General features: G+C 67.4%; 25 protein-coding genes. 9 read left to right on the forward strand and 16 right to left on the reverse strand.

Annotated features, from left to right (window positions below; translation table 11 throughout):
• Positions 1-56 precede the first annotated feature (56 nt).
• Entirely contained in the window at positions 57-1,094 is a 1,038-nt protein-coding gene (gene cobT / locus FB381_RS07600) for a nicotinate-nucleotide--dimethylbenzimidazole phosphoribosyltransferase (RefSeq protein WP_246088007.1), read from the forward strand.
• The gene (locus FB381_RS07605) at positions 1,094-1,882 is read left to right on the forward strand and encodes an adenosylcobinamide-GDP ribazoletransferase (RefSeq protein ID WP_141779727.1); all 789 of its coding nucleotides are present in this window, start codon (positions 1,094-1,096) and stop codon (positions 1,880-1,882) included. Before cobT ends, FB381_RS07605 begins: the two co-directional genes overlap by 1 nt.
• Positions 1,883-1,906: 24 nt before the next feature.
• On the opposite strand, the gene cobU is transcribed toward FB381_RS07605, so the two are convergent.
• Both cobU and FB381_RS07615 read right to left on the reverse strand, forming a co-directional pair.
• Positions 1,907-2,446, reverse strand: a complete 540-nt coding sequence (gene cobU, locus FB381_RS07610; RefSeq protein WP_141779728.1) for a bifunctional adenosylcobinamide kinase/adenosylcobinamide-phosphate guanylyltransferase — start codon at positions 2,444-2,446, stop codon at positions 1,907-1,909.
• Positions 2,447-2,827: 381 nt separating this feature from the next.
• Positions 2,828-4,426 (reverse strand): HNH endonuclease signature motif containing protein, encoded by a 1,599-nt coding sequence (locus FB381_RS07615; RefSeq protein WP_246088008.1) that lies wholly within the window; start codon positions 4,424-4,426, stop codon positions 2,828-2,830.
• A 26-nt stretch (positions 4,427-4,452) separates the two neighbouring features.
• Between FB381_RS07615 and FB381_RS07620 the strand changes: the two genes are divergently transcribed.
• Entirely contained in the window at positions 4,453-5,238 is a 786-nt protein-coding gene (locus FB381_RS07620; protein ID WP_141779729.1) for a metallophosphoesterase family protein, read from the forward strand.
• Between the two features lie 27 nt (positions 5,239-5,265).
• Here the strand turns inward: FB381_RS07620 and FB381_RS07625 are convergent, their stop codons facing one another.
• From FB381_RS07625 to FB381_RS07645, 5 genes are all read right to left on the reverse strand, one after another.
• Positions 5,266-6,033, reverse strand: coding sequence for an ABC transporter permease (locus FB381_RS07625; protein ID WP_141779730.1), 768 nt, complete (start codon positions 6,031-6,033; stop codon positions 5,266-5,268).
• On the reverse strand, positions 6,030-6,833 hold the full coding sequence (locus tag FB381_RS07630; RefSeq protein ID WP_141779731.1) for an ABC transporter ATP-binding protein: 804 nt from the start codon (positions 6,831-6,833) through the stop codon (positions 6,030-6,032). Before FB381_RS07630 ends, FB381_RS07625 begins: the two co-directional genes overlap by 4 nt.
• On the reverse strand, positions 6,830-7,204 hold the full coding sequence (locus FB381_RS07635) for a DUF1048 domain-containing protein (RefSeq protein WP_246088009.1): 375 nt from the start codon (positions 7,202-7,204) through the stop codon (positions 6,830-6,832). The genes FB381_RS07630 and FB381_RS07635 overlap by 4 nt, the downstream gene beginning before the upstream one ends.
• A gap of 3 nt (positions 7,205-7,207) precedes the next feature.
• Positions 7,208-7,537 (reverse strand): PadR family transcriptional regulator, encoded by a 330-nt coding sequence (locus FB381_RS07640; RefSeq protein ID WP_141779732.1) that lies wholly within the window; start codon positions 7,535-7,537, stop codon positions 7,208-7,210.
• 122 nt (positions 7,538-7,659) lie between these two features.
• Positions 7,660-8,442, reverse strand: coding sequence for an SGNH/GDSL hydrolase family protein (locus FB381_RS07645; protein ID WP_141779733.1), 783 nt, complete (start codon positions 8,440-8,442; stop codon positions 7,660-7,662).
• 111 nt (positions 8,443-8,553) lie between these two features.
• Between FB381_RS07645 and FB381_RS07650 the strand changes: the two genes are divergently transcribed.
• The 3 genes from FB381_RS07650 to FB381_RS07660 are packed head-to-tail and all read left to right on the forward strand — an operon-like array spanning position 8,554 to position 11,155.
• Positions 8,554-9,228 carry a response regulator transcription factor gene (locus FB381_RS07650; protein WP_141779734.1) on the forward strand — a complete coding sequence of 225 codons (675 nt, stop codon included), beginning with the start codon at positions 8,554-8,556 and terminating at the stop codon, positions 9,226-9,228.
• Positions 9,229-9,272: 44 nt separating this feature from the next.
• Complete coding sequence (locus tag FB381_RS07655; RefSeq protein WP_211352355.1) at positions 9,273-10,667, forward strand: sensor histidine kinase; 1,395 nt, start codon at positions 9,273-9,275, stop codon at positions 10,665-10,667.
• Positions 10,664-11,155, forward strand: a complete 492-nt coding sequence (locus FB381_RS07660) for a GerMN domain-containing protein (protein WP_141779736.1) — start codon at positions 10,664-10,666, stop codon at positions 11,153-11,155. Before FB381_RS07655 ends, FB381_RS07660 begins: the two co-directional genes overlap by 4 nt.
• Before the next feature lie 2 nt (positions 11,156-11,157).
• Here the strand turns inward: FB381_RS07660 and FB381_RS07665 are convergent, their stop codons facing one another.
• From FB381_RS07665 to FB381_RS07690, 6 genes are all read right to left on the reverse strand, one after another.
• A complete protein-coding gene (locus tag FB381_RS07665; protein WP_141779737.1) occupies positions 11,158-12,342 on the reverse strand; it encodes an acyltransferase family protein in 1,185 nt (394 codons plus the stop codon).
• A 183-nt stretch (positions 12,343-12,525) separates the two neighbouring features.
• On the reverse strand, positions 12,526-13,131 hold the full coding sequence (locus tag FB381_RS07670) for a hypothetical protein (RefSeq protein ID WP_141779738.1): 606 nt from the start codon (positions 13,129-13,131) through the stop codon (positions 12,526-12,528).
• A 155-nt stretch (positions 13,132-13,286) separates the two neighbouring features.
• Positions 13,287-13,925: a hypothetical protein gene (locus tag FB381_RS07675; RefSeq protein ID WP_141779739.1), complete on the reverse strand. Its 639-nt coding sequence runs from the start codon at positions 13,923-13,925 to the stop codon at positions 13,287-13,289.
• A gap of 345 nt (positions 13,926-14,270) precedes the next feature.
• Entirely contained in the window at positions 14,271-14,738 is a 468-nt protein-coding gene (locus tag FB381_RS07680) for a hypothetical protein (RefSeq protein WP_141779740.1), read from the reverse strand.
• A gap of 118 nt (positions 14,739-14,856) precedes the next feature.
• Positions 14,857-17,199: a WXG100 family type VII secretion target gene (locus tag FB381_RS07685; protein ID WP_141779741.1), complete on the reverse strand. Its 2,343-nt coding sequence runs from the start codon at positions 17,197-17,199 to the stop codon at positions 14,857-14,859.
• On the reverse strand, positions 17,199-17,480 hold the full coding sequence (locus FB381_RS07690; RefSeq protein ID WP_141779742.1) for a hypothetical protein: 282 nt from the start codon (positions 17,478-17,480) through the stop codon (positions 17,199-17,201). The genes FB381_RS07685 and FB381_RS07690 overlap by 1 nt, the downstream gene beginning before the upstream one ends.
• A gap of 250 nt (positions 17,481-17,730) precedes the next feature.
• Here FB381_RS07690 and FB381_RS07695 point away from each other — a divergent pair, with 250 nt between their 5' ends.
• Positions 17,731-18,189, forward strand: coding sequence for a hypothetical protein (locus FB381_RS07695; protein ID WP_141779743.1), 459 nt, complete (start codon positions 17,731-17,733; stop codon positions 18,187-18,189).
• 28 nt (positions 18,190-18,217) lie between these two features.
• Here the strand turns inward: FB381_RS07695 and FB381_RS07700 are convergent, their stop codons facing one another.
• Positions 18,218-19,237: an alpha/beta fold hydrolase gene (locus FB381_RS07700; RefSeq protein ID WP_246088010.1), complete on the reverse strand. Its 1,020-nt coding sequence runs from the start codon at positions 19,235-19,237 to the stop codon at positions 18,218-18,220.
• A gap of 75 nt (positions 19,238-19,312) precedes the next feature.
• Between FB381_RS07700 and FB381_RS07705 the strand changes: the two genes are divergently transcribed.
• Together FB381_RS07705 and FB381_RS07710 are read left to right on the forward strand one after the other, a co-directional pair.
• Positions 19,313-19,876 (forward strand): TetR/AcrR family transcriptional regulator, encoded by a 564-nt coding sequence (locus FB381_RS07705; protein WP_141779745.1) that lies wholly within the window; start codon positions 19,313-19,315, stop codon positions 19,874-19,876.
• A 23-nt stretch (positions 19,877-19,899) separates the two neighbouring features.
• A complete protein-coding gene (locus FB381_RS07710) occupies positions 19,900-20,760 on the forward strand; it encodes a hypothetical protein (RefSeq protein WP_141779746.1) in 861 nt (286 codons plus the stop codon).
• A 78-nt stretch (positions 20,761-20,838) separates the two neighbouring features.
• Here the strand turns inward: FB381_RS07710 and FB381_RS07715 are convergent, their stop codons facing one another.
• The gene (locus FB381_RS07715; RefSeq protein ID WP_141779747.1) at positions 20,839-22,461 is read right to left on the reverse strand and encodes an alkaline phosphatase D family protein; all 1,623 of its coding nucleotides are present in this window, start codon (positions 22,459-22,461) and stop codon (positions 20,839-20,841) included.
• An 88-nt stretch (positions 22,462-22,549) separates the two neighbouring features.
• On the reverse strand, positions 22,550-23,443 hold the full coding sequence (locus tag FB381_RS07720; RefSeq protein WP_141779748.1) for an oxygenase MpaB family protein: 894 nt from the start codon (positions 23,441-23,443) through the stop codon (positions 22,550-22,552).
• Positions 23,444-23,469 lie beyond the last annotated feature (26 nt).

A 23,469-nucleotide genomic window follows, 5' to 3' on the forward strand; every position in this document is an offset into this window, starting at 1 on the left:
AACTCACTGCTCGGCCGTCATGAGGACGGTCTCGGCGGGTGGGGTACCTTGCGCGGGTGACGATCCAGACCCCACGCGAAGACGTACGCAGCCAGGCCACCGAGCGGCTCGGCGCCCTGGCCACGCCGCCCGGCGCCCTGGGACGCCTGGGTGAGCTGGCGGTGTGGGCCGCGGCCTGTCAGGGCGAGGTGCCGCCGCGGCCGATCGACCACGTACGCCTGGTCATCTTCGCCGGCGACCACGGCGTCGCCGGCCACGGCGTCTCGGCGTTCCCGCCGGCGATCACCGGCGCGATGGTGCGTACCTTCCTCGCGGGCCGCGCCGGCGTGAACGCGCTCGCGACGGCCCACGGCGTCGAGGTGCGGGTGCTCGACCTCGGCGTCGACGAAGACTTCGACGACCTCGACGCGACCACCCGCGAGGCGCTGACCGAGCACAAGATCCGGCGGGGGAGCGGTGCGGTCCATCTCGAGGACGCCCTCACCGCCGAGGAGACCTCGCGTGCGTTGGAGGCCGGTGCCGCCGTCGCCTGCGAGGAGATCGCCGCGGGCGCCCAGCTGCTGATCAGCGGCGACATGGGCATCGGCAACACCACGCCCGCCGCCGCGATGGTGGCCGCCGGGCTCGGCCTTCCGGCGAGCGAGGTCACCGGGCGCGGCACGGGGATCGGCGACGAGGCGATGCGCGCCAAGGCGGAGGTCATCTCCCAGGCCCTGACGCGCGCCGGCGAGCGCGCCGACGACCCGATCGAGACCCTCGCCGCGCTGGGCAGCGCCGACCTGGCTGCCACCACCGGCTTCCTCCTCGAGGCTGCGCGGCGGGGCACGCCCGTCCTACTCGATGGCTTGATGAGCGTCGCCTGCGCCCTCACGGCCGACCGGATCGAGCCCGGGGCCGCGCAGTGGTACGCCGCCGGTCACCGCTCCACCGAACCCGCGCAGTCGGTCGCGCTGGAGAAGCTCGGCCTGGTGCCGCTGCTCGATCTCGACCTGCGTCTCGGCGAGGGCTCCGGCGCGGTCGCCGCGGTGCCGGTCGTGCGCAGCGCGGTCGCGCTGCTGCGCGACGTCGCGCTCCTCTCCGAGCTCGGCGCCTGATGCTGCGAGACGCGTGGCGTCTCGCGACCGGCACCCTGACCGCGCTGCCCGTACGCCCTCCCGAGCAGGTCGACCGCACCCGCGCGGCCGTCGCGATGGCGCTCGCGCCCGCGGCCGCGCTCCCGCTCGCACTGGTTGCCGGCGGCATCGCACTCCTGGGGCAGCTCGCCGGGCTGCCGCACCTGGTCACAGCGCTGCTCGCGGTCGGAGCGGTCGTGGCCGGCAACCGCGCGCTGCACATCGACGGGCTCGCCGACACCGTCGACGGCATGGCCGCCTCCTTCGACCGCGAGCGCTCCCTCGAGGTCATGAAGACCGGCACGTCCGGGCCCGCGGGTGTCACCGCGATCGTGCTCGTGCTCGGCCTCCAGGTGAGTGCGACCGCCGCAGTGCTGTCCGGTGCGGCGGCAGGTGCCGGTGAGGTACGCGCGGCCGTGCTCGTGCTCGTCGCGGTCTGCGTCTCCCGCTCGGCGCTGGCACTGTGCTGCGTACGCGGCGTGCGGCCCGCCCGTCAGGACGGGCTGGGTCGCACCTTCACCCAGACCGTCTCGCCGATCGTCGCCGGTCTCGTCTGGGTGGTGTCGGGCGCGGTGCTGGCGGCGGCGTCGTGGTGGGCGGGCGTCGAGTGGTGGCGCGGCGCCGTGGCCGCTGTCGTGGCCGTCGTCATCGTCGCCGCCGTGCTGGTGCGGGCCATGAAACGGTTCGGTGGAGTGACCGGCGACGTCTTCGGTGCCGCCGTCGAGGCCGCCCTCGCGACCCTCCTGGTCACCCTGAGCACGACCGGCTAGCCAGCACAGCCGAACCTAGAGCTCCTAGAGCTTCAGCACCCGACCGGCGATGACCAGATGCACCTCGTCGCAGACCTCGGCCAGCCGCTGGTTGACCATGCCCAGCAGGTCGCGGAAAAGTCGTCCGGAGCGGTGAGCCGGAACCACCCCGAGCCCGACCTCGTTGGTCACCAGCACGACATCGCCGTCGCAGATGCTGAGCACCTGGACCGCGTCGTCGACCAGCTCCGAGACGACCGCCGTCGCCTTCTCCGAGGGCGCCTCCCACAGATCATGAGAATCCATGACCGCCGTGAGCCAGGTGCCGAGACAGTCCACGATCACGGTGTCGCCGCGAGCCGTCGCGTCAGACAACGCACCGGCAAGCTCTCTCGACTCGACCGTGCGCCATCCCTGCGGCCGACTGGCCTGATGCGCAGCCAGCCGCGCCGCCCAGTCCGGATCCGGATCCTCCTCGACCGTCGGCCCCGGCGCCACGTACGCCACCGCCGCCGCCCCCGCGAGCAACGACTCCGCATGCCGAGACTTCCCCGACCGCACCCCGCCCGTCACCAGAACCTTCACGGGGTGAGCGTATGACGGTGCGTGGGTGTCGTCTTCGTGGGCTCGGTGGATGTCGTTGGTGGCTCGTGTGTAGCTGGACTCTGCTCGTGTTCGTGGGGCTGTTTGCCGCCGACCCGTACGGGAAGGGTGTTCTCGGCATCGTCCGGAGTAAAGGACGGCCTGCGGCCGCCGGCTTCGCCGGCCGCTTCGCGGTCCTGGACACCGGCCGCTACCGAGAATTTTGGCTGTCTATCGGGTCGGCGGCAGGGGTCTGGCACGGCATGTTTGGGCTGGGTGCCGGGCTGAGGATGGGGCACGTCTGGCTGCCTGCCGAGGCGGTCGCGGGGTCGCTGTACTAGACGATGACGCTTTGTGAATCGTTCACAAAGGGGTGCACCCGGGTCAGGGGCGTCGGGTGAACCGAACGGTCCCGTCGGGTAACCGTTCGTGTGTATACGCGGGTGTGTGCGCCAGCCGATGGTGATGCGGGCATAACAGAACCCCGTCCTTGAGATCTGTCTTCCCGCCGAGCGACCAGGGAGTCAGGTGGTGGGCGTCGCACCACTCGGGTGGCATGTCACAACCTTCGGCTTGGCAGCACTTCTGCTGCAACCGGAGCGCTTTGCGCTGAATCGGCTGGAAGAACCTGCTCGAACGGCCCGCATCGAGGACTTGGCCGTCAGTGCCGAGCACCCACGGAATGATCGTCGCGTTGCAGGCCATCTTCCGAGCCTCGGTCGCGCTGATCGTGGTGCCGTTGGTCTCGTCATAGCCGAGGATTGCGGTGCCGAGCTCTTTGCGGAGGGCGTCGAGGGAGATGACTACGTTGATGGTGGTTGCGTCGCCGCCGTGGCGGGGCTGGGCATCGGGGTCGATGGTCTCCAACAGGCGGGTGAAGCCTTGTCCCATGAGTCGTTCCCAGGGCGGGAGCGGTGTGCCCTTCTCGACGAGCTGCTGCTTGCGGGGCTGTGCCCAGGCCTCGACGTGGGTCTTGAACCTCATCCCCATCGCCACCGGAAGCACGCCGTCGAAGCCAACCGTGCCGTCGTGGTTGTCCCAGATCCGCAGTGCGGTCTTCTGTTGGGCACGTTCTTCTTCGGCGAGGAGGGCTTTGGCTTCGGCGTCTTCGAACCGGGCCGGGTCGATCTCGACGAGGATCCGCTTGCCCACGATCCGGAGTTCGTTGGCGGTCAGCCGGGTGGCGTAGTCGACGAGGAGCTTCTCGGCGAGCAGTAGGTCTTCCGCACTCGCGACGGGGTCGGCCTCAATCGCGTCCAGTGCTTTGGTGATCACGCGGGCTTTGTCATGAGAAACCGAGCCGTCGGCAAGGCCGGTGGCGAGCAACTCGTGCTTGGACACCGAAGCGGCGAGCTTGAGCTGCGCACGTGCGGGTCCTTTGTCGACGAGGAGTTCGGCTCGCATCCAGGCCGAGGCGTCCTTGTCGCCTGTCTCCTCAGCAATATCGCCAGCGGTGGCGAGCACCCGCAGCTCGAGCGCAGCCTGCTGTGCCTTGAGCTGCTGAAGCCGTACGAGGACGTCCTTCTTCTGGCTAGTTCGCCAGTAGGCAGGGTCCATTGCGAGCAGGTCACCCAGGGCGGTTTCGATGCCAGCAAGAGCGGTCGTAACCGGGTCGCGAGGGCTGGTTCCCCAGTGGTCGACGTGGTTCTCGACACTCATCGCTGGCCTCCTCTCAAAGGTGCCCTGGATACCCTCCATTTTACTCTTTACCAACCAGTAACGCCAGCTATTTCCGCAGGTCAAAGCACCTTTTTGCGGCAGCGAACCAACAGTCGTTCCTCCCGGCCACACCGGTGCCGCCGCCCCGATAATCAGCCAAATCTTTTCTCGATCTGGCTCGGAGTCCAGGACCGCGAAGCGGCCGGCGTAGCCGGCGGCCGCAGGCCGTCCTTGACGCCGGGCCAGATCGAGAAGACCCTCCAAGAAAGGGTCGGCGGCACACGCCAGCCCCAACACAACACATTCCGGCAGGGAGAACCCCACACCAGCACCCCACATACCCTGCACACATGACCCCCGAGCGCATAGCGCTGATCTCAGACGTACACGGAAACCTGACCGCCCTCGACGCGGTCATGAAGGACATCGAGGCGAGAGGGATCACCAGGATCTTCAACCTCGGCGACTACGTCGGCAAGGGCCCTCGCGGACGCGAGGTGACCGAGCTGTGCAGAGCAAGGTGCGAGGTGAACATCCTCGGCAACTGGGACGACTTCCTGCCCGACCCTGATCGTGACTTCGACAACGAGGCGATGAGGTGGTGGAAGGGGCAGCTCGGTGACGAGAACGGTCGCTGGCTGAGGAGTCTGCCGTTCCATCATGACTTCCTCATCAGCGGCCGAAGGGTCAGGCTCTTCCATGCTTCCGAGGAGACCGTGCACCGCCGGGTGAGGTTCGACCACGACGAGGCGGAGTTCGTCGGCCTGTTCCAGAACACCGCCGCGACCGGGCACGACGCGCACGAGCCTGACATCGTCGGCTACGCCGACACCCATGACCCCTACTACGAGACCGATCGCGGCAGGCGCACCGTCTTCAACACCGGCAGCGTCGGCAACTGCATGAGCGACCCGACCCCGGTCTACGTGATCCTCGAAGGCGTGATGGACAGCGACCAGGAGGCACCGTTCGGCATCGGCTGGGTCCGGGTGCCCTATGACACCGAGGCCGAGATCGCGTACGCCACCAGCGTCGGGATGCCCGAGCTCACCGAATACGCCTACGAGCTGCGTACGGGCTTCTATCGAGGAGACCTCAGGCACGGCGAACAGCCGACCTACCACCGTCAGGGGTAGGTCGGCTCTTCTTCGCGCCGGAGCGGGTCAACTGATCTTGCGCCGGTAGGCAGCCATGGCGAAGACGTACGCCACGACGAGGATGCCGACGCACCAGGCCAGTGCGATCCAGATGTCATCACCGACCGGCCGCTCGGCGAAGAGGGCTTGGATGGTGTTGACGATCGAGGTGACGGGCTGGTTCTCGGCGAAGGCCCGCACCGGTCCGGGCATGGTGTCGGTCGGTGCGAACGCCGAGCTGATGAACGGCAGGAAGATCAGCGGGTAGGAGAACCCGGTCGCGCCCTCCATCGTGGATGCCGCGAGCCCCGGGATGATCGCGAGCCAGGTCAGCGCGAGGGTGAGCAGCGCGAGGATCCCGGCGACGGCGAGCCAGGCGCCGAGCCCCGCCGAGGTGCGGAACCCCATCAGGAAGGCGACGGCCATGATGATCACCAGGGTGAGCATGTTGGCCACCATCGAGGTGCCGACATGCGCCCACAGCACCGCCGAGCGGGCGATCGGCATCGACTGGAACCGCTCGAAGATCCCGCCCTTCATGTCGGTGAAGAGCCGCAGGGCGGTGTAGGCGATGCCCGAGGCGATCGCCATGATCATGATCCCGGGGAGCACATAGTTGACGTAGTTGTCGGGGCTGCCGGGGCCTGTCCGGATCGCCCCGCCCAGCACGTAGACGAAGAGCAGCATCATCGCGATCGGGGTGAGCGCCGTGGTGATGATCGTGTCGGGGCTGCGGGTGATGTGGCGCAGCGAACGGCCCAGGAGGGTGCCGGTGTCGGCCAGCGTGTGTCTCATGACTGTGCTCCTTGTGCGGTAGGTCCTTGTGCGGTAGGTCCTTGTGCGGCAGAGCCGGTGAGCGAGAGGAAGATCTCTTCCAGCGACGGCTGCTTCTCGACGTACTCGACCTGCGCCGGCGGCAGCAGGGCCTTGAGCTCGGCGAGCGTGCCGTTGGCGATGATGGTGCCGCCGTGCAGGATGGCGATCCGGTCGGCGAGGTGCTCGGCCTCCTCGAGATACTGCGTGGTGAGCAGCACGGTGGTGCCCTGCGCGGTCAGCTCCTTGACGACCCGCCAGACCTCGAGGCGGGCTTCCGGATCGAGCCCGGTGGTCGGCTCGTCGAGGAAGATCACCGACGGCGAGCCGATCAGCGACATCGCGATGTCGAGCCGTCGCCTCATCCCGCCGGAGTAGGTCGCGACCTTCCGGGCGCCGGCCTCGACCAGGTCGAAGCGCGCCAGCAGCCCGTCGGCGACGTCGCCGGGGGAGGGGAGGTGCCGCAGCTTCGCGACCAGGATGAGGTTCTCACGCCCGGACAGGATCTCGTCGACCGCCGCGAACTGGCCGGTCAGCGAGATCGCCTCACGCACCTGTGCCGCGTCGTCGACCACCGAGACATCGTCGACCAGCGCCGTGCCGGCGTCGGGTCGCAGGAGCGTCGAGAGGATGCGTACGGCGGTGGTCTTCCCGGCTCCGTTGGAGCCGAGCAGCGCGAAGATAGACCCCCGCGCCACCTCGAAGTCGACGCCCTTCAGCACCTGGTTGTCCTTGTAGGACTTCTCCAGCCCTCGTACGGAGATGGCGGCCGTCGTGCTCATGAGTCTCCCTCCTTGTCGTCGATCGCCTCGATGGCGTCGGTGAGCCGGTTGCGCTCCTTGTTGATCCAGGAGCCTTCGGAGTAGTTGCGTGCGAACTCCTCGGCGAACTCGACCGGGTCGTCGCCGACGATCGCGTCGACCGTGGTGCCGTCGGCGGCGCTCTGCTCGAAGAGGTCGATCAGGTCTTCGAGCATCTTGGTGGCGATCTCGCCGTCGGCGATGCCGCCGGCATACATCAGGTAGCGCTCGATCGCGCCGACCGCGCTCTTCTGGCTCTCGGGCAGCTGGCGCTTTCGTGCCTTGTAGGCCCGCCAACGGCGCTTCTGGTCGAACCCGCCGATGACGGTCTCGAGCATTGATCGGACAGACATGTCTTACTTCCCTTCGGTGCGGAGGTTCTCCAGGCGCTCGGCCAGGAACCCCCAGGTGGTCCAGAACTCTTCGAGGTACGCCTCGCCGCCGGTGTTCAGCGAGTAGACCTTCCGTGGCGGCCCCTTCTCCGAAGGCCGCTTCTCGACATCGACCAGCCCGTTCTTCTCGATCCGGACCAGCAGCGCATAGACCGTGCCCTCGGCGATCTCGGTGAACCCCTGGCTCCGCAGCCAGGCGGTGATCTCATACCCGTACGCCGGGTTGCCGGTCAGGAACGCCAGCACGATGCCCTCGAGCGTCCCCTTGAGCATCTCGGTCATCTGCTTGCCCATCGGGCACCTCCCCTCTTCCCATCCCTGGGCTACTCAGTGTTGCTGACTACTGGTACATAGTAGCGCTGAGTAGTGGAGGGAGCGCAAGTTCTATTTCGAAGATTGCTGTCGGAAGGATGCGGTCAGCAGCCGCGGAAGCTCTTGTCCGAGGTCCAGCCCGTTTCGGCCCACTCCTCGGGGTCGGCGGGCTCGAAGCCGGGGTAGAGGTCGGCCAGCCCTTCGAGCAGCCAGTCGGTGAAGCGGGCCGCACCCTGGGGGCAGGTGTGGATGCCGTCCTTGCTGCGGTCGACCTTGCCGTCGCGTACCCGCTGATAGGTCGTGCCCCACACCTCGCTCGCGTCGAGGAACTCAGCGCCGTCGGCGGACTCGGCGACCTCACGGGCGACCTCGGCGGCGCTGGTGAGCTCGCGCATGTGCGGCTTGTAGAACGAGTCGGGCTTGATCGGCGGCATCGAGACGAGGACGAGGTCGGCACCGGCCGCCGCGGTCTCGGTGGCCAGACGTTCGTACGCCTCCCGCTGCACGGTCTCGTTGCCCCAGTCGTACGTGGTGAGCTGATAGACGACCACGCCGCCCTCGGCCTTGGCCAGGGTCTGTGGGAGCTTCTTCCACTGGGCCTCGGCGTTGGGGCCGGTGACGTTCCCGCCGCCGGTCGAGGTGGCGTTGACGAACTTGGCGCCGCTGGCCGCGACCGCCTGGGTGAGCGGCGCGGCCTCGCCGGCGGCGACCGAGTCACCGACGAGCACGACGGGGGAGACCCCGGCCTCGACAGCGGCCTCGGACTCTCGCCAGCCCTTGTCGGCGGACGTGGTCGAGCTGGTGCCGCACGCGGTGAGGGTGAGCGCGACAAAACCGGTGATGGCCAGCGCGAACGGACGGATGATGGATGAGTTCTCGATGTTCATGCCGCCACCATCGCCAGCCCATGTCGCGGCCTCCTGGCGACGATGTCGCAGTTGTGTCGCAGCCCGGCGTCGTACGCCGATCCGGGCCCAACACGCTCTAGGGTCGTGAACGTGCCAGACCTGCTGCTGATCGAGGATGACGCGATGGTGCGTCGTGGGCTGCAGCTCGCCCTGCAGCGACACGGCCACGTGGTCGTCGGTGCCGAGACCGGCGAGATCGGCCTGGAGACCTTCGCCGACCGCAACCCCGACCTCGTCGTCCTGGACCTGATGCTCCCTGGCATCGACGGCTTCGAGGTCTGCCGCCGTATCCGGCGTTCCTCGCAGGTGCCGATCATCATGCTCACCGCCCGTGGCGACGACTTCGACGTGGTCACCGGCCTGGAGGCCGGCGCCGACGACTACGTGGTCAAGCCGATCCAGCCAACGGTCCTGGATGCTCGGATCAGGGCAGTGCTGCGGCGCGCGGTGGGGGAGCACGACGGGGTACGCGTCCATGGAGGCCTGAGGATCGACACCGACTCCCTGATGGTGACGGTCGAGGGTGCGGAGGTGAGTCTCACTCCGACGGAGCTGCGACTGCTGCTCGTGCTCTCCCGCTCCCCGGGTCGGGTCTTCAGCCGGCAACAGCTGCTCGAGCAGGTCTGGGAGCAGGGCTATCTCGGTGACTCCCGGCTCGTCGACAACGGCGTGATGCGGCTGCGTACGAAGATCGAGCGCGACCCGGCCTCGCCGCGCTATGTGCAGACCGCGCGCGGCTTCGGCTACCGGTTCGGGCCGGTATGAGCGCCCGGTGGCCTCGGCTCCGTGGGTTGCGGAGCCGGCTGATCGTGGCGTTCGTTGCGGTGACCGTGCTGGGTGCCGGCGTCGCGGTGTGGGCGGGCGTGCGTCAGGCGAGCATCGCCCTGGTCGAGTCCAGCCGGTCTCAGCAGGTCAGCACGCTGGTCAGCCAGATCACCGCCGCAGCCCCGTCGGTGGGCTACCCGTTGACGCAGCAGTCCATGGATCAGCTCCGCGTCGCCGCCGGCCCCGACGCGCTGGTCGTCGTCGACGATCGCGAGTCCGGTGACGGTCTCCTCGCGGACGGGTCCGAGGCAGTGCCGCAACGGCTGCGGAAAGCCGTGCGCGGTGGGTCCGGCCGGGTCTCGACCCAGCGCGTCGAGATCGACGGCTCTCCGTGGCTGCTGATCGGCACCCCGGTGATGCTCACCGATCCCACCGGGGCCCGGAAGTCGTCCGGGGTCGAGGTCTACGTCGCCCGCGATCTCTCCGGCGTCGAGGAGGACGTGAAGGCACTCGTCCGCAGCGCCGCCGGGGCAGCACTCCTGGTCCTGCCGTTTGCCGTGGTCATCGCCGTGCTGGCAGCACGCAGTGTCCTGCGGCCGGTCGGGCGGCTGCGTACGACGGCCCGGCGGCTCGCCGACGGCGACCTCGCCGCGCGATCCGCACCGATGGGCTCCGACGAGCTCGCCCAGCTGACCCACACGGTCAACGACATGGCCGCTTCGCTGCAGGAGACGATGGCGGAGCTGACCCGGATGGAGGACGACGCCCGGAGGTTCGCCGCCGACGTCTCCCACGAGCTGCGTACGCCCCTCACGACCCTCACCGCCACCGTCGAGGTCCTCCACGACGCGCTGGCGCAGGGCACCTCCGGCCCGGTCGAGGACGACGTCCGCGAGTCCGCCCAGCTCGCGGTCCTCGAGACCCGGCGCTTGGTGCGTCTCGTCGAGGAGGTCATCGAGATCGCCCGGCTGGATGCCGGCACCGCCGACGTACGCCGGGAGCCGACCGACCTGACCGCCGTCGTCCACGGCTGTCTGCGCGCCCGCGGCTGGGAGGACGAGGTCGAGGTGACTGGATCGCCCGTCACCGTCTGGGCCGACCGGCGCCGCCTGGACCTGGTCGTCGCGAACCTGGTCGGCAACGGGCTCAGGCACGGCCGGGCGCCGGTGCGGGTCGCCCTCTCGGCCACCGCCGACGAGGCTGTCATGTCGGTCTCCGACAATGGCGACGGCGTCCCCGCCGACGTACTTCCGCACGTCTTCGCACGCTTCTACAAGGGCGACCCGGCGCGCACCCGCACGCCGGGCAGCGGACTGGGACTCGCGATCGCCGAGGAGAACGCCCGCCTCCACGGCGGCACCATCACCGCGGCCAACGCACCCGACGGCGGAGCCGTCTTCACCCTCCGGCTCCCGGCGGCCTCCGAGGAGGAGGGATGAGACCCGTACGCAACGCCTGCCTCGCCGTCCTCACGCTGACCGTCCTCACGCTGGCAGCCCTCACCGCCTGCGGCGCACAGGACCCTGGAGTCGAGACCGGGGCTGAGGCGCCGACGGGCCTGGCCGACGGCACGCCGCTCTACTTCGTCCGCGATGACCGGCTGACGCTCCAGGTGCGCGAGACCGGTCGACTGGGGACGATCGGTGACGCCGTCTCGCTGCTGCTCACCGGACCCGGTGACTCGGGCCTGTCGACCGCGATCGACGAGGTCGGCGTGACCCGCACCGAGGTGACGGTCAGCTCCGGGGTGATCACCCTGCGCCTCCCGCTCGCGACGAGCGAGGTCGGCCCGCTCGGGGTCGATCAGCTCGTCTGCACGGCGGTGGCCGGCCACGTCCAGGCTGGTGGATCCCCGGACATCCGGGTCCGCCTTCTCTTCACCGATGTCGCCTCGGAGACCGGCCCGGCCCGCACCTGCCCGCTGTGACCTCACAGATCGCTGATGTCGATCTTCGGCGCCATCGGTTCTGGCAGGCAGAGCCAGAGCAGCAGCATCGCAGCCGACACGAGCCCGAAGGCGACCACGCCCATACGTCCTCGCGCCCAGCGGGCGCGGAACCGGATCGGTGCTTCGACCAGGTGTGTCGATGCGCACGCGATCGCGGCCGCCATGACCACGGCCATGAGCTTGACCGGGATCGTGTCACTGCCGACGAGCGCGGTGATGAGCACGATGAGCGGCCAGTGCCACAGATAGAGGCTGTAGGAGATCTCGCCGAGCCATCTCAACGGCCGTGCCTCGAGCCAGGTGGCTCCGGTCGCTTCGACCAGCCCGATCAGCAGCGCACAAGCAGCCGCATGGAGGGCGAGCCCGCCAGTGAACAGCCATCCTGAGGAGACGCCGTCGGTGAGAGCCCAAGACGCCAGGATGCCGGTCGCAAGAGGACCCGCCAGACGACCGCCACCGGGCAGGAGACGGATCCCGCTGCGTACCGGCGCCGTTGCCATCGCCGCCCCCATCAGCAGCGAGAACGCCCGAGTGTCCGTGCCCGTGTAGACCCGAGTCGGGTCCTCCGCCGGGCCCCAGAGCGCCGCCATGGCGACCGTGGACACGACCACACCGGCGAGCGCCGCAACCATCACTCTGACCTGGGCAGACGTCCGATCAAGGCCCGGAAACACCAGCATAACGACGACCAGCAGCGGCCACACCACGTAGAACTGCTCCTCGACCGCGATGCTCCATAGGTGCTCGAAGATCCTGGCCTGTCCGTAGGCATCCCAATAGCTTGCATCCTGCGCCAGCAGGTGCCAGTTGACCAGGTTGAGCTGGCTCCACAGGGCGTCGCTCCCAGTGGTCCGCACCAGGTCGGCGCCGACACCCGCTACCCCGAGACGCTGCAGCCCCCACACACCGACCGTCACGACGACCAGCGTCACCGCGATCGCGGGGAACAGCCGCCGCAGCCGCCGCCCCCAGAACCCGACCAGCGACACCCGCCCCGACTCGGCCTCCCGCAGCAACAACCCGGTGATCAGGAACCCGGAGAGCACGAAGAAGAGATCGACCCCCAAGAAACCGCCCGGGAGAACACCGGCATGAAAGAGCAGTACGCCCCCTATCGCGACGCCGCGCAGCCCATCGAGAGCAGGGACATGTGAAGAACCAGCCATGCCGGCGACCCTCTCGGCCCGCGGTCATCGTCCCGTCGCCGCAGTGTCGCAGTCTCGTAGCAGTCGAGTGGTTTGGAACCAGAGAAGCCTGGGAGCCTCAGTCACGCGGGGGCACCTGAGGCCACCGGATTCATTCGCCTTTCATGGGAGACTCGTCAACAGAGCCGTTGGTTATGCGGAGGCTCAGTCGCATCCGGCCGCAGTTGCCACAGCCTCGAGGAGTGCCTGGAAGTCATGCTTCTTGGTTCCCAAACTGGAAGTCGCTGTCGCAGACGCAACCTGAGTTCCGTCTGGGGACTTGGTGCCGCATATCCACCATCCCTCGTAGGCGTAGCCATCATCGACGCCTTTCTTCTCGGCCGAGAATCCAAGCGTGCCGTTGGCATGCGCATAGTGCTCGTCCGCCGACTCGGCATTCTGAATTCGTTGAGCAAGGTCGTCGGCTGACGTCCGGTGAGCCGAGAACTCGACCAGAAGACGGCCGTCCTGCTCGATCTCGCAGCTGATCCCGTTGTTGGAGTCTGTTCCAGGCCCCAGCGGAAGAGAGTCAGAGCCCCTTTGGGAGACCTCATAGCGATTGTCACCCACTACGGCGCTCACGATTTCTGACGGGATTCCGCAGACCGATTCCTTTGAATAGGCCGCTGGCTCATCTTCGCCACCACATCCCGACATGGCCAGCGCCGCACCGAGGAGTACCACTGTGCCTGTCGCACGAATCGTCCTCAACCGTGATCCTCCAACTTCTTTCAGCCCTGCACCTGAGTTGATCATCGCCGTGTACGACATCAGCCGAACCGATCCCGCTCTCATCTTCCGGGCGCCTCAGCATCTCGTCCATCTCAGCAGGCGTCAGGGAGCCGGGCGGCTTGAAGTACCTCCCCGAGGAAGCCGCGCAGGCCAGTCGCGCAGCGTTGATATCTCATTGTGCGGCCTGAGGATCATTAACCAGCGGTTACATCGGGCGCGTGCTTGAGCGCCACATCGAGCAGGCTCGACATAGACACAGACGACCTGTTGTCTGCCGGATGCTCCGTCCCGACGACCAGAAGGCGATCGTCGTCGGTGGCGACGTAGGCGTACTCCGTTGCCACTGAGCCTTCCTCACCCTTGTAGCCGATTGCTCCGTCCGGAAGGTCAGAAATGGGTTTGACCTGCCGATTTGCGTCGTCCTGCAGTTCCTTGGCGCACTCGTCGATCTGTGTGGGGATGTCGGCCACGACTTCGTCGGCGGACGGCTGTGTCGCCGAGGCGGCGAAGACCACAGCAAACGCATAACCGCCGCCGTCAATCCTGACTTCTGTTCCGGTGTGCTTACCTGCTGCTTGGAGGTTCAGATCCTGGTTGAGGCTTCTCAAGGTTCTGCACGGAGGCATACCCGGGATCCCGCCCTCGGCATCGCGTGCGTCGCCCTTGGCCCCAGAAAGATCGCCAGGTTCGAGCAGGGTTGGAGGTTCGTCGCCGCAAGCGGCCAAGGTGCTCGCTGCGAACGCCGCCGTGGCTACGAGGCGGGTCGACGATCGCCGGATGCCCCGCCTCAGTGTGGCTCGGTGCTCACCCATAGAACTGGTGGAAGGCTTCAACCTAGGCATTCTAGTGCTCAATGCTCCCCAATCCGTACCTGTTATCGGCGCCCACGACCATGGCGTCGTGGATTCCGTCGCTGGTTACCGAGGCGTCAGTTGCAGTATGCGCGAGATATCGTGCCTGCTGGCGTCGACTCCATCATTGACACCTTCGTACCTTCGATCTCTCGCAGCTCTGGGCGTGGGTGAGATCGCCTGAGAATGTCGTACGCGGGTGCGTCGACAAGACTTTCCCCAATGTCGCTCTTTACAAGGCGCTGATCGCGGTGCTGTCACTTGGTCGCCTCAGCTCTTATGGTCGCTATCTCCTTGGCTCAATCTGAGTGACAGCCTTGCCAACGCTCACTTGGAGGGCACGTCACCGGCTCGCTCGAGAGCCGTGGAGAGGAGGTCGACCACGTCCGTGGGCGCCTTCCCGCTTCCGTAATGAGTCACCCCAACCCCAGCTAGGCGTCCATCGTCAGTCTCCGCAAACGCAACGCTGCCAACTTCAACGGGATCTGACGACGCGTTCGTGAACTTGAAACCCACGGCTCCGTCTGGAAGCCCGCTGATCGGCTCCGACGTGACCTCGCCGTAGTCGCCCTTGTCGGCAGCTGCCAAGCACTTGTCAACGGCTGCATCTATCGCGGCGAGCATTGAACCGGCATCGGGGTAGTCGCCGCCTCCCGGTACGAAGACGGTGGCGCCGACTACGTCCCCATTATCAAGTACGTACTGCTCGCCGGTCGCACCCTCAGCGGCGTTCGAGAGCTTCGTAGTTTCCAAGTATGCGAGATCATCGCACCAGGTGGTCCCAGGCGGGCCCATGTCGCCATCATTGGTCTCGTCGACCCCAGGCAGTGTATCTGCGTCGAGCAGGGTCGGTGCAGACCCACACGCTGTGACCAGAAACAGCGCCGCACACAAGGTGGCGAACAGATGGAACCTACGACTTCGGGTAGTAGTCCAAGAAGGCATTCTTGTAAGTCCCTTCGAAGTCTCCAGCGGTCACGTACTCGTTTAGGTAGTTCATCGCCTCGCGAGCGTAGCGATCGACGTCGGCGGCCGGGACATCGGACATCTGGATGACCTTGCCGTCCTTCATGAAAGTCTCATCAGAGGCTGGGATGTCAACGACGCCGGCTCGTTCCAGGGCGAACAGTGCATTGAGTTCGACCCGGTTAACGCCCTCAGAGGCTCGTGTCTCAGCGTTGTCGGTTGCGGCCGCTGTTTCGCTGGCGAACTTCTCGCCAGCGGCGTCGGTTCCCAGGTCGATAGCCTGGCCAACGCCGTACCCGATGACCTTGCTGCCGAGATCGCCGACCTGCTCTGCACCCGGAAGCGGCACCATCCCCGCGACCTCGCTCGTCAGGTCGATGAATGCCTGACGTTGAGCGTCGCTATTCTTGGCGCCGTCGATTTCGACCTCTCCAACTGCATGCTCGGCGAAGCCCTGCAAGTGGCCTCCACGTTCGAGGACGTCTCGCAGTTCGGTACGCAGACCAGTGTCGTTCGGATTCTGCGCGAGCTCGGCTGCGATGTTGTTGATCTGCGTCTGTTGGAAAGCCCCGACGCCCTCGGCGATGCTGGTCATCCCGTCCTGTGTACTCATCGAGACCTTCATCATGTTCTCGAGGTCGCCTTTGTAGAACTTGGGGTAGGGATCCATCTTGCCGAAGTGGTCAAGTTTGAACGGCTCCGTGCCCGGTTCCCCGGAGTTGTCGGGGTTGTGAAGCGCGGCATCAATACCAGGCGTGTAGAACTTCATCAACTCAGCGACGTGTGGCGAAGCCGCCTTTGCGTCTTCTGCGTTGAAGCCCTCGCTGTTGGTCACGTCGTGGAAGAACTTCGAGACGATTCCAGTTGTCTCCTCGGGGTGTTCCTTGAGGAGTTCCTCGTTCGTGCCGACGCCTTCCGCAAGCTCGGAGATACCGGCGTAGCCGTCGCCCTGCCACTCCCGCTTGTCGAAATAGAAGTCCTGTCGCGCGGTATCGTCGGTGAGGAACTCGTAGCCCTGCTCGGGGTGGGCACCGAGGTTTCCCATGATGGCGCCCATCGGGTCAGCGCCGTAGCCGTTCTCGCCGGCACCCAGAGCGCCATAACCAGTGTGTTGGTACCAGTCTTGGGCGCCCATGATGGGGTCGTCGACGCGCTCGAACTTGTCGAGTTCCTCGGCGGCGCCGAGCACGAGGTCGCCGTTGAGGTCGTGGTCCTTCATCAGGTAGGTGAGGACCGAGGCGCCACCGGTGCCGCCCCAGTTCGGGTAGCGGTCCCGAAGCGCATCCTCCTCATCGTCGGAGAGGTAGACACCCGAGGGGCCGGCGTACTTCACGATGTCGTGGCCGAATTGTTCGGCCGGAAAGCCGGGATCGTTCGAAGCCGAGGCGAGACCACTTCGGAGGTTGGACGCGAGCGCATTGAGAGAGCCGGCATCGGGGGACTGCATGCGCAGATACTCTTCGATCCTCGCCGTGCTGGCGACGGTGCCGTCGGCGCCGAGATCCTTGTAGAGACCGCTCGCGACAGTTGAATCATCGGTGTACGCGCTCAGCATGGAGTTGAGCTTGTCGGCCTCCTCCTTGCTGAGCTTGTAGTCGTCGTCGTTCAGAGTGCTGTCAAGACGGTCGCTGATCTCCTTGCCGAGTCGAGCCTGCACGTCCTCGGGCAGCGCGTCGGTGTAACCGTCGTACTTGTCCGGATCGCTGAGCATCTTGTTGAAGAGCTCTTCTTCGGACAGGCCACGCAGCTCATCCGGGAGGGCCGCCTCGGAGATGTTGCCGGTGCCGCCGTCGTAGCCGTCGTTTTTCGCAGAGTTGAGGACACCCACCAACGCGGTCTCGGCAGAAGTGGCGTCGTTCAACGCATCCTGGATGTCATCGGCGAGCCGCTGCATGGTGCCGTCATCCTTGTCCGGATCGTCCTCGTCCGGATGCGGGTTGCTGATATGAACGCTGCCGCCGCTGAAGTCGACCTTCCACTTCTTGCCGATCGCATCTTCGTAGGCGCTCTTGGACTTGTCCTTGGCCTTCTTGATGTCGGCAGCTGCCTCGTCGAGGGCGTTGATGACGCGGGACAGCGGCGCGACCATGTCGTTGAGGTCGGCGATCAGGCGAGTGTGGCGGTTGCCCGCGCGCGTCGCGGCTTCACCGATCCAGGAGCTGGGGATGGCGCCGGCGTCCATCTCGTCCTGCTGGTCCTGAAACCCTTTGCGGGCGGTGTTGAGCTGGTCGGCCGCGGTGTCGAGCTCTTCGGGCTTCCACTTCTGCAGCGTGTCGTACGTGACTGCCATCAGTAGCGCTCCATCATCTCGCGGCGGTTCTTCCCCGCCTGTCCGGTCAGCGTGTCGGTCTCGACGATCGCGTCGGCATCAGCGGTGGTGACGCGCTTGTGCTCACGGGCGTCCTTGACCCACGTGTCCTTGTCGCTCTTCCACTCACCTTTGAGCCCGTTCGCGGCGCCCACGGCGAGGCTCCCGGGGAGCGCGGAAGCGACCTTGGCCATGGGGCCCTCGAGGTTCAGACCTGCGACGCCGTCGGCTGCGGTGCCGATGGAGTTGGCCGACTTTGTCACTTCCGACCTGACGATTTGGACGTTCACTGGGCTTCCCCCACGAGGCTCGACGCTGCTGGTATCTAGGTCCTACCCAGAAGCCCGGACTTTAAACATAGATTCTCAAGAAATCTCGGACGGATCTCATCAGGGCCGAGCGGCGGCCGCCGCGTGTCTCGCTGGGACGCTGCCTCGTACTCGTGAGATAACGACAACCGGCGTCGCCGAGCGGGCTGACGCGTCGAAGCTGTCGAACAGGATGAGGTAGTCGATGTCGCAACCGAACGGTGCACCGAGCGCGAGGCAGCCGGAGCAGGCACAGGGTGCTCCGCGCAGCGGCCGGACGCTCGGTCTGTTCGCGCTGGTGATCGCGGTGGCGATGCTGGTGATCATCGCGCTGGTCAGGTTGCTCGTCGGCATCCCGAAGGTCAGTCAGAGCTACTACGACGCCATCCTCAGCTTCGAGGACCGGCCGGTGATCTGGCTGATCCTGGGCGTGGCGATGATCGCCTCGATCGTCCCGGTCGTCGCCGCGATCGTGCTCGGCCACATCGGTCTGCTCCGGGCGAAGGTGGACGGCTCGAGTGCTGCGATGGCGGGCATCGCGCTCGGGATCGGCTACATGCTGGTGGTCTTCTGGGTCGTACGCCTCGTCAACGCCGCCACCAACGCAGCGCAGTTCAACGGCGGGTTCAGGATGTTCGTCGAGTACGTCGGGCTCTGGGCGTAGCGAGGCGGCCCCATCGGCGGCGGCGCGATCAACGTACGTCCGACCAGAACCGTTCGAGCTCGGCGTCCAGCTCGGCGGTGACCTGCATGGGTAGCGAGTGGGTGGTCTTCGGCCAGATCTTGACGGTCGCCTCCGGGACCTTCGCTGCTCTCGTCGCTGCGTCCTCGCCGCCCGCAAGCGACTTGTCGCTGGCGATCGCGACATAGACCGGCATCCGCAGAGCGCGCATCTGCTTCTCCGTCAGCCGTGACGGCGTCGGCAGGCTGCCCGAGTCGAAGTGCTTGGTGCCGGCGGCGATCATCCGGGCCATCGGATCGTCGGGGTCGACCTCGTCGTCCTCGACGCCGCCGATCCGGTTCAGCGCGCGGTCGCGCCAGGAGTCGGGGAGGAAGGGGAGGGCGGCGACGGCGGACCAGCCGATCGCCCAGGCGGGCAGCATGCCGAAGGTCATGATCGGCTCGAGCAGGGTGAGGCTGGCCAGCCGGTCCGGGTGGCGCACGGCGACGGCGGCCGCGAGCCCGCCGCCCTGGGAATGGCCGACCAGGTGGACGCGGTCGAGACCTAGACCGCCCAGTGCCTCCTCGACCCACCGGGCGTTGTCGTCCATCCCGCGCAGCGGCATCGTCTGCTCGGAGAGTCCGCTGTCGCCGATCGCGTCGAACGCGTAGACGGTGCGGTGCTCGACGAAGTCGTGCAGGTTCTCACCCCACATCGGTACGCCGCTGGCCCGCCCCGGCACCAGCACGACCGGGACCTCGTCGACCCGGTTCGGGCTCACCCAGGCGTACGCGCGCACGGTGCCGAAGGTGGTCTCCACGTCCTGCGTCTCGGTCGGCTCGGGGAGGGCGGCGAACGCCGCGGCGTACGCCTGGGTGTAGGTCTCACGGCCCTCGGGCGTGCGGAAGTGGCCGACGCCGGGGCCGCTGGTGCTGAGCAGCGTCACCAGGCCTCCGCTCGAGACGACCGCGACGATGCCGAGGAGCGCCACCGGCCAGCGTCGGCGCCTGCGGTGCGGCTCGATCTCCTCGACTGCGTCAGTCCTGTCCACGCCGTCCTCCAGGTCCCGATGACGATGCGATCGCATTGGAACGTCGCGATGCGACTGTATTGCTAAACTCCCGCCATGCCAAGGGTTGTCGACCATGAACAACGCCGGTTCGAGATCGTCGCCGGCCTGTGGCAGCTCGTCGCCACCCGCGGGATCGAAGGCGTCAGCCTGCGGACGGTCGCCGCCGGGGCCGGCGTCTCGATGGGGCGCGTGCAGCACTACTTCGGCACCAAGGACGCGCTGGTCGTCGCCGGGATCGAGCTCCTCGTCGCGAGCGCCGTCGTCGACTACGACGCCACCGCCGGCAAGTCGCCGCGTGAGCGCCTCCTGCACCTGCTGCTCCAGCAGATCCCCGCCACCGAGCCCGGCCGCATCGGCGTCACCGTCTGGTACGCCTACATCGCCAAGGCGATGACCCACGCCGAGGTACGCCGCATCCTGGCCGAAGCGATCCGTAACGGTGTCGAGGAGTGCACCCGCCACGTCCAGGAGGCCGAAGACCTGCGGGAGCCCGAGGCGCGCGTACGTGCCCGTGAGCTGCTCGCCCTCTCCGACGGCCTCACCCAGCGCGTCCTCATCGGTGACCTGTCCGCGGCGGAGGCCGAGGCGATGATCCGGGCTCGGGCCGACCATGCTTGAGGGCCTCGCCCTAGGGTGGGGCCGTGCTCGGGGATGAGGATCTGGGGTCGTCGTGGAAGACGACGGCGCGCAGGATCTTGTGGACGCTTACGAGCCTGCTCAACCTCGTGGTCGGTCTGGCCATGGCCGCCGGCGCGCTGCTGGCCGACGGAGGGGAGCTCGGGCCGTATCTGATCGGCGCCGGCTGCGGGGTGCTGCTGGCGCTCGTCGCTGTCGCCGGACAGCTGATGAAAGGCGTACGCATCGGGAGCCGCATCCATCGCCGGGTCCGGCGGATGGACGGTGCCGGGATCGAGATCCGGCTGCGCCGCGGCCCGGGGGTCTGCGGCGAGCTGATGCTGGTGTGCTTCGTGTTGATGCTGTGCCACGGTGCGGGGCTGGGATTCCGCGGCGGGCACGTGGTGCTCGGGGTGCTGCTGACCCTGCCCGCGGCCTTCTTCGCGGTGGTCATCGCCGACCACCTGCTGACGATGCGGCTGCGTCGCGCGGTGCTGATCACGCCGGAGCGGCTGATCGTGGAGATCGGCAGCCAGGTCGTCTCGGTGGGGTGGAAGGAGATCCACGTCGGCGTCTTCGAGCAGATATCCAGGTCCCGTGGGGTCACCGTCAGAAACCGGTTCATCGAGGTCACGCCGCTGCAGGGTGCGCCGTCATGGGCGGTCACGCGACGGCATCAGGTCCGGCTCCTCCCCAGACGGTGGCGGGGGAAGGTGATCCGCATCGGGTTCTGGCTCGTCGACCACCCGGAGAGAGTGATCGCGATGATGATCTCGATGCGCCGTCAGCGCGACGAGAGAGCTCGACAGGTCGTGCTCGCGAACGAGTCGACGATGGCCTATCTGACCGGAGATCTGGAGGTCTCGCCGCTACCCAGCGGACGGTGAGCGGCTCGAGGTACGACGGGGAGGTCTGCGGCGATCACCAGCGGGTGACCACGCGGTTCTCCCCGTCGTACCGAACGGCTACGCCTCCACCAGGCCCGGCTCGCCTGCCTTGGTCACGAACCGGCCACCGACGCTGAGCGGAGCCCCAGGCGTGGTGACCTGGGAGACGTTCTTGTAGGTGATCTCCGCGCCGGCCGCGTCGAGCGACACGGTCGTGTACCCACGGAGGCCGTTGTAGAACTTCATGTGCGGGTTGCGCTCCAGGTACGCCGCCCAGTTGGCGGGGTGCTCGGAGCCGTTGCCGCCGGAGGTGACCGACGTGGTGACGACCTCGGTCCCGAGCACAGGAGAGCTCGGGTCGTCGAAGTCTTCATGGATGTCGAGGCCGTAGTGCACGTGCACGTCGCCGGTCAGCACCATCAGGTTGGACTGCCCCGAGGCCTTCCAGCCGTCGAGCACGCGGCGCCGGGAGGCGGGGTATCCGTCCCAGGAGTCCATCGAGCGGGTGCCGTCGCCGGACGGATTGTCGCGGCGGGCGAAGGTGACCTGCTGGGGCACGATGTTCCACGTTGCCGACGAGCGGCGCCAGCCGTCGATCAGCCACTTCTCCTGCTCGAGGCCCGGGAGGGTCATCGACTCCGCCTCCGACTCCGCCGAGGGCACCTTCCAGCCGTCGCCGTTGGCCTGGTTGGTGCGGTACTGCCGGGTGTCGAGAATGTCGAACTGCGCCAGCCGGCCCCACTGCAGCCGCCGGTAGAGCGCCAGGTCCGAGCCCGAGGGCTGCTGCGGGAGACGCAGCGGCTGGTTCTCCCAGTAGGCGCGATAGGCGGCGGCGCGGCGTACCAGGAACTCCTCGGGCGGCACGGAGTTCTCCGGGGTGTCGCCCGCGTAGTTGTTCTCGGTCTCGTGGTCGTCCCAGGTGACGATGAAGGGGTGCGCGAGGTGCGCGGCGATCTGGTCCGGGTCGGACTTGTAGAGCCCGTAGCGCGCCCGGTAGTCGTCGAGCGTCACGGTCTCGTGGTTGAGGTGTGCCGGCAGCGGCTCGGTGTAGCCGCGCGCCCCGGCGGCCGCGTTCACGGCGTACTCGTAGAGATAGTCGCCCAGGTGGAAGACCGCGTCCACGTCCTCCTCGGCAAGATGCTTGTACGCCGTGTAGTAGCCCTGGTCGTAGCGCTGGCAGGAGGCGAGGGCGAAGGTCAGCGACGAGACCGCGGCACCCACCGCCGGCGCGGTGCGGGTGCGGCCGATCGGGCTGATCCACTGGCCGACGCGGAAGCGGTAGAAGTACTCCGTCGCCGCGTCCAGGCCGCGCACCTCGGCGTGCACGGAGTGGTTGAACTCCGAGTGTGCGGTGGTGGTGCCGCGGCGGACGACGCGGGTGAAGGTCGAGTTGCGCGACACCTCCCAGCTCACGTCGAACCGCGAAGGTGGCATCCCGCCGGTCGGCTCCAGCGGAAGCGGCGCGAGCCGGGTCCACAACAGCACCGAGTCGGGCAGCGGGTCACCCGAAGCCACGGCGAGGGTGAAGGGGTCGGAAGTGATCGCCGACGGAGAGGCGGCGGGAGCCGCGAAGGCTCCGGTGCGGGGCAGGCCGGTGGTGAAGGCGAGCGCCGTCGCGGCGGCGGAGGCCGTCAGGAAGCGGCGGCGATCGAGGCCGCGTAAGGCGTTGCGAAGGTCAGGAGTGCTGCTGGAACCAGGCATGGACGTGCTCCTGTCGATATGGGGGTTATCGACAGACCAGCGAAGCGGTGTCCGGTGAAGGCTCCGTGACGCGCGGGGGAGAAGTGGGCTACGGCTTGGTGCCTTCGTGCTCTACGACGGTCTCGGCCGGCCGGTGAGCCGGGCAGCCCGGGGCGAAGGTGCCGAGGTCTGCGGTGTCGAAGCCGTGCGGATAGCTCTTGATGCGGGGCATGTTGCGGACGTACGCAGGCTTCCTGCGTGGCGGGAGGAGGGCGACGAAGCGAGCCCGTGCCTTGAGCCCCGTGCGGGACAGGAGACGAGCGAGACGCCCCGGCTCGCGGTAGCCGAAGGCCTCGAGCAGGTGCGGCTCCATCAGCGAGAGCGCGAAGAGCTTGATCAGGGGAGCCAGCGGGCGCGGGTAGAACGTGGTGAGCAGCTCGAGCGTCGAGTCGGCGACGGCGCGGCCGCCCTCGTCGTAGGCGAAGTGCTCGGCCTCGTAGGAGTCGAGGAGACGCTCGAAGTCGGCTTGGGTCGCCGGGATGTCCTTGATCGCCATCCGTCGCCCGAGCTCCTGGTAGTAGCGCAGGGCGGCGAGCTGCTCGTCGGGGGTCGACCGCCGCCAGCCGTAGTCGCGGTTCCAACGGTGGGGGATGACCACGAACGTGGCGAGCACGTAGACCATGTCGTCGTTGGAGATGTCGTACATCCGGTGCATCTGGTTGATCCGGCGCACCGCGGCCCGGCTGCTGGGGCTGTCGAGGTCCGCGACGGCAGCCTCCTCGAGCAGGAGCGCGGTGTCGTCGTAGCGCTTCTGGGTGTTGTCGGTGAACTGGCGCGTGTCGGCCAGCAGCCGGCCGATCGAGGGCACCGCGTAGGTGCGGAACAGCGCGAAGCTGAGCGCCTGCATCGTGTCCCAGGGGAACTCGTAGAGCGCCAGTAGTCTCGAGATCTCCTGGAACTCGGTCTCCGGATCAAGCCCTGCCGTGCGCGACTTCTTGGCCACAGTGCCTCCTCGTTCGATACATAACT

It is taken from the genome of Nocardioides albertanoniae, assembly GCF_006716315.1.
In the GTDB taxonomy this organism is placed as follows: Bacteria; Actinomycetota; Actinomycetes; order Propionibacteriales; family Nocardioidaceae; genus Nocardioides; species Nocardioides albertanoniae.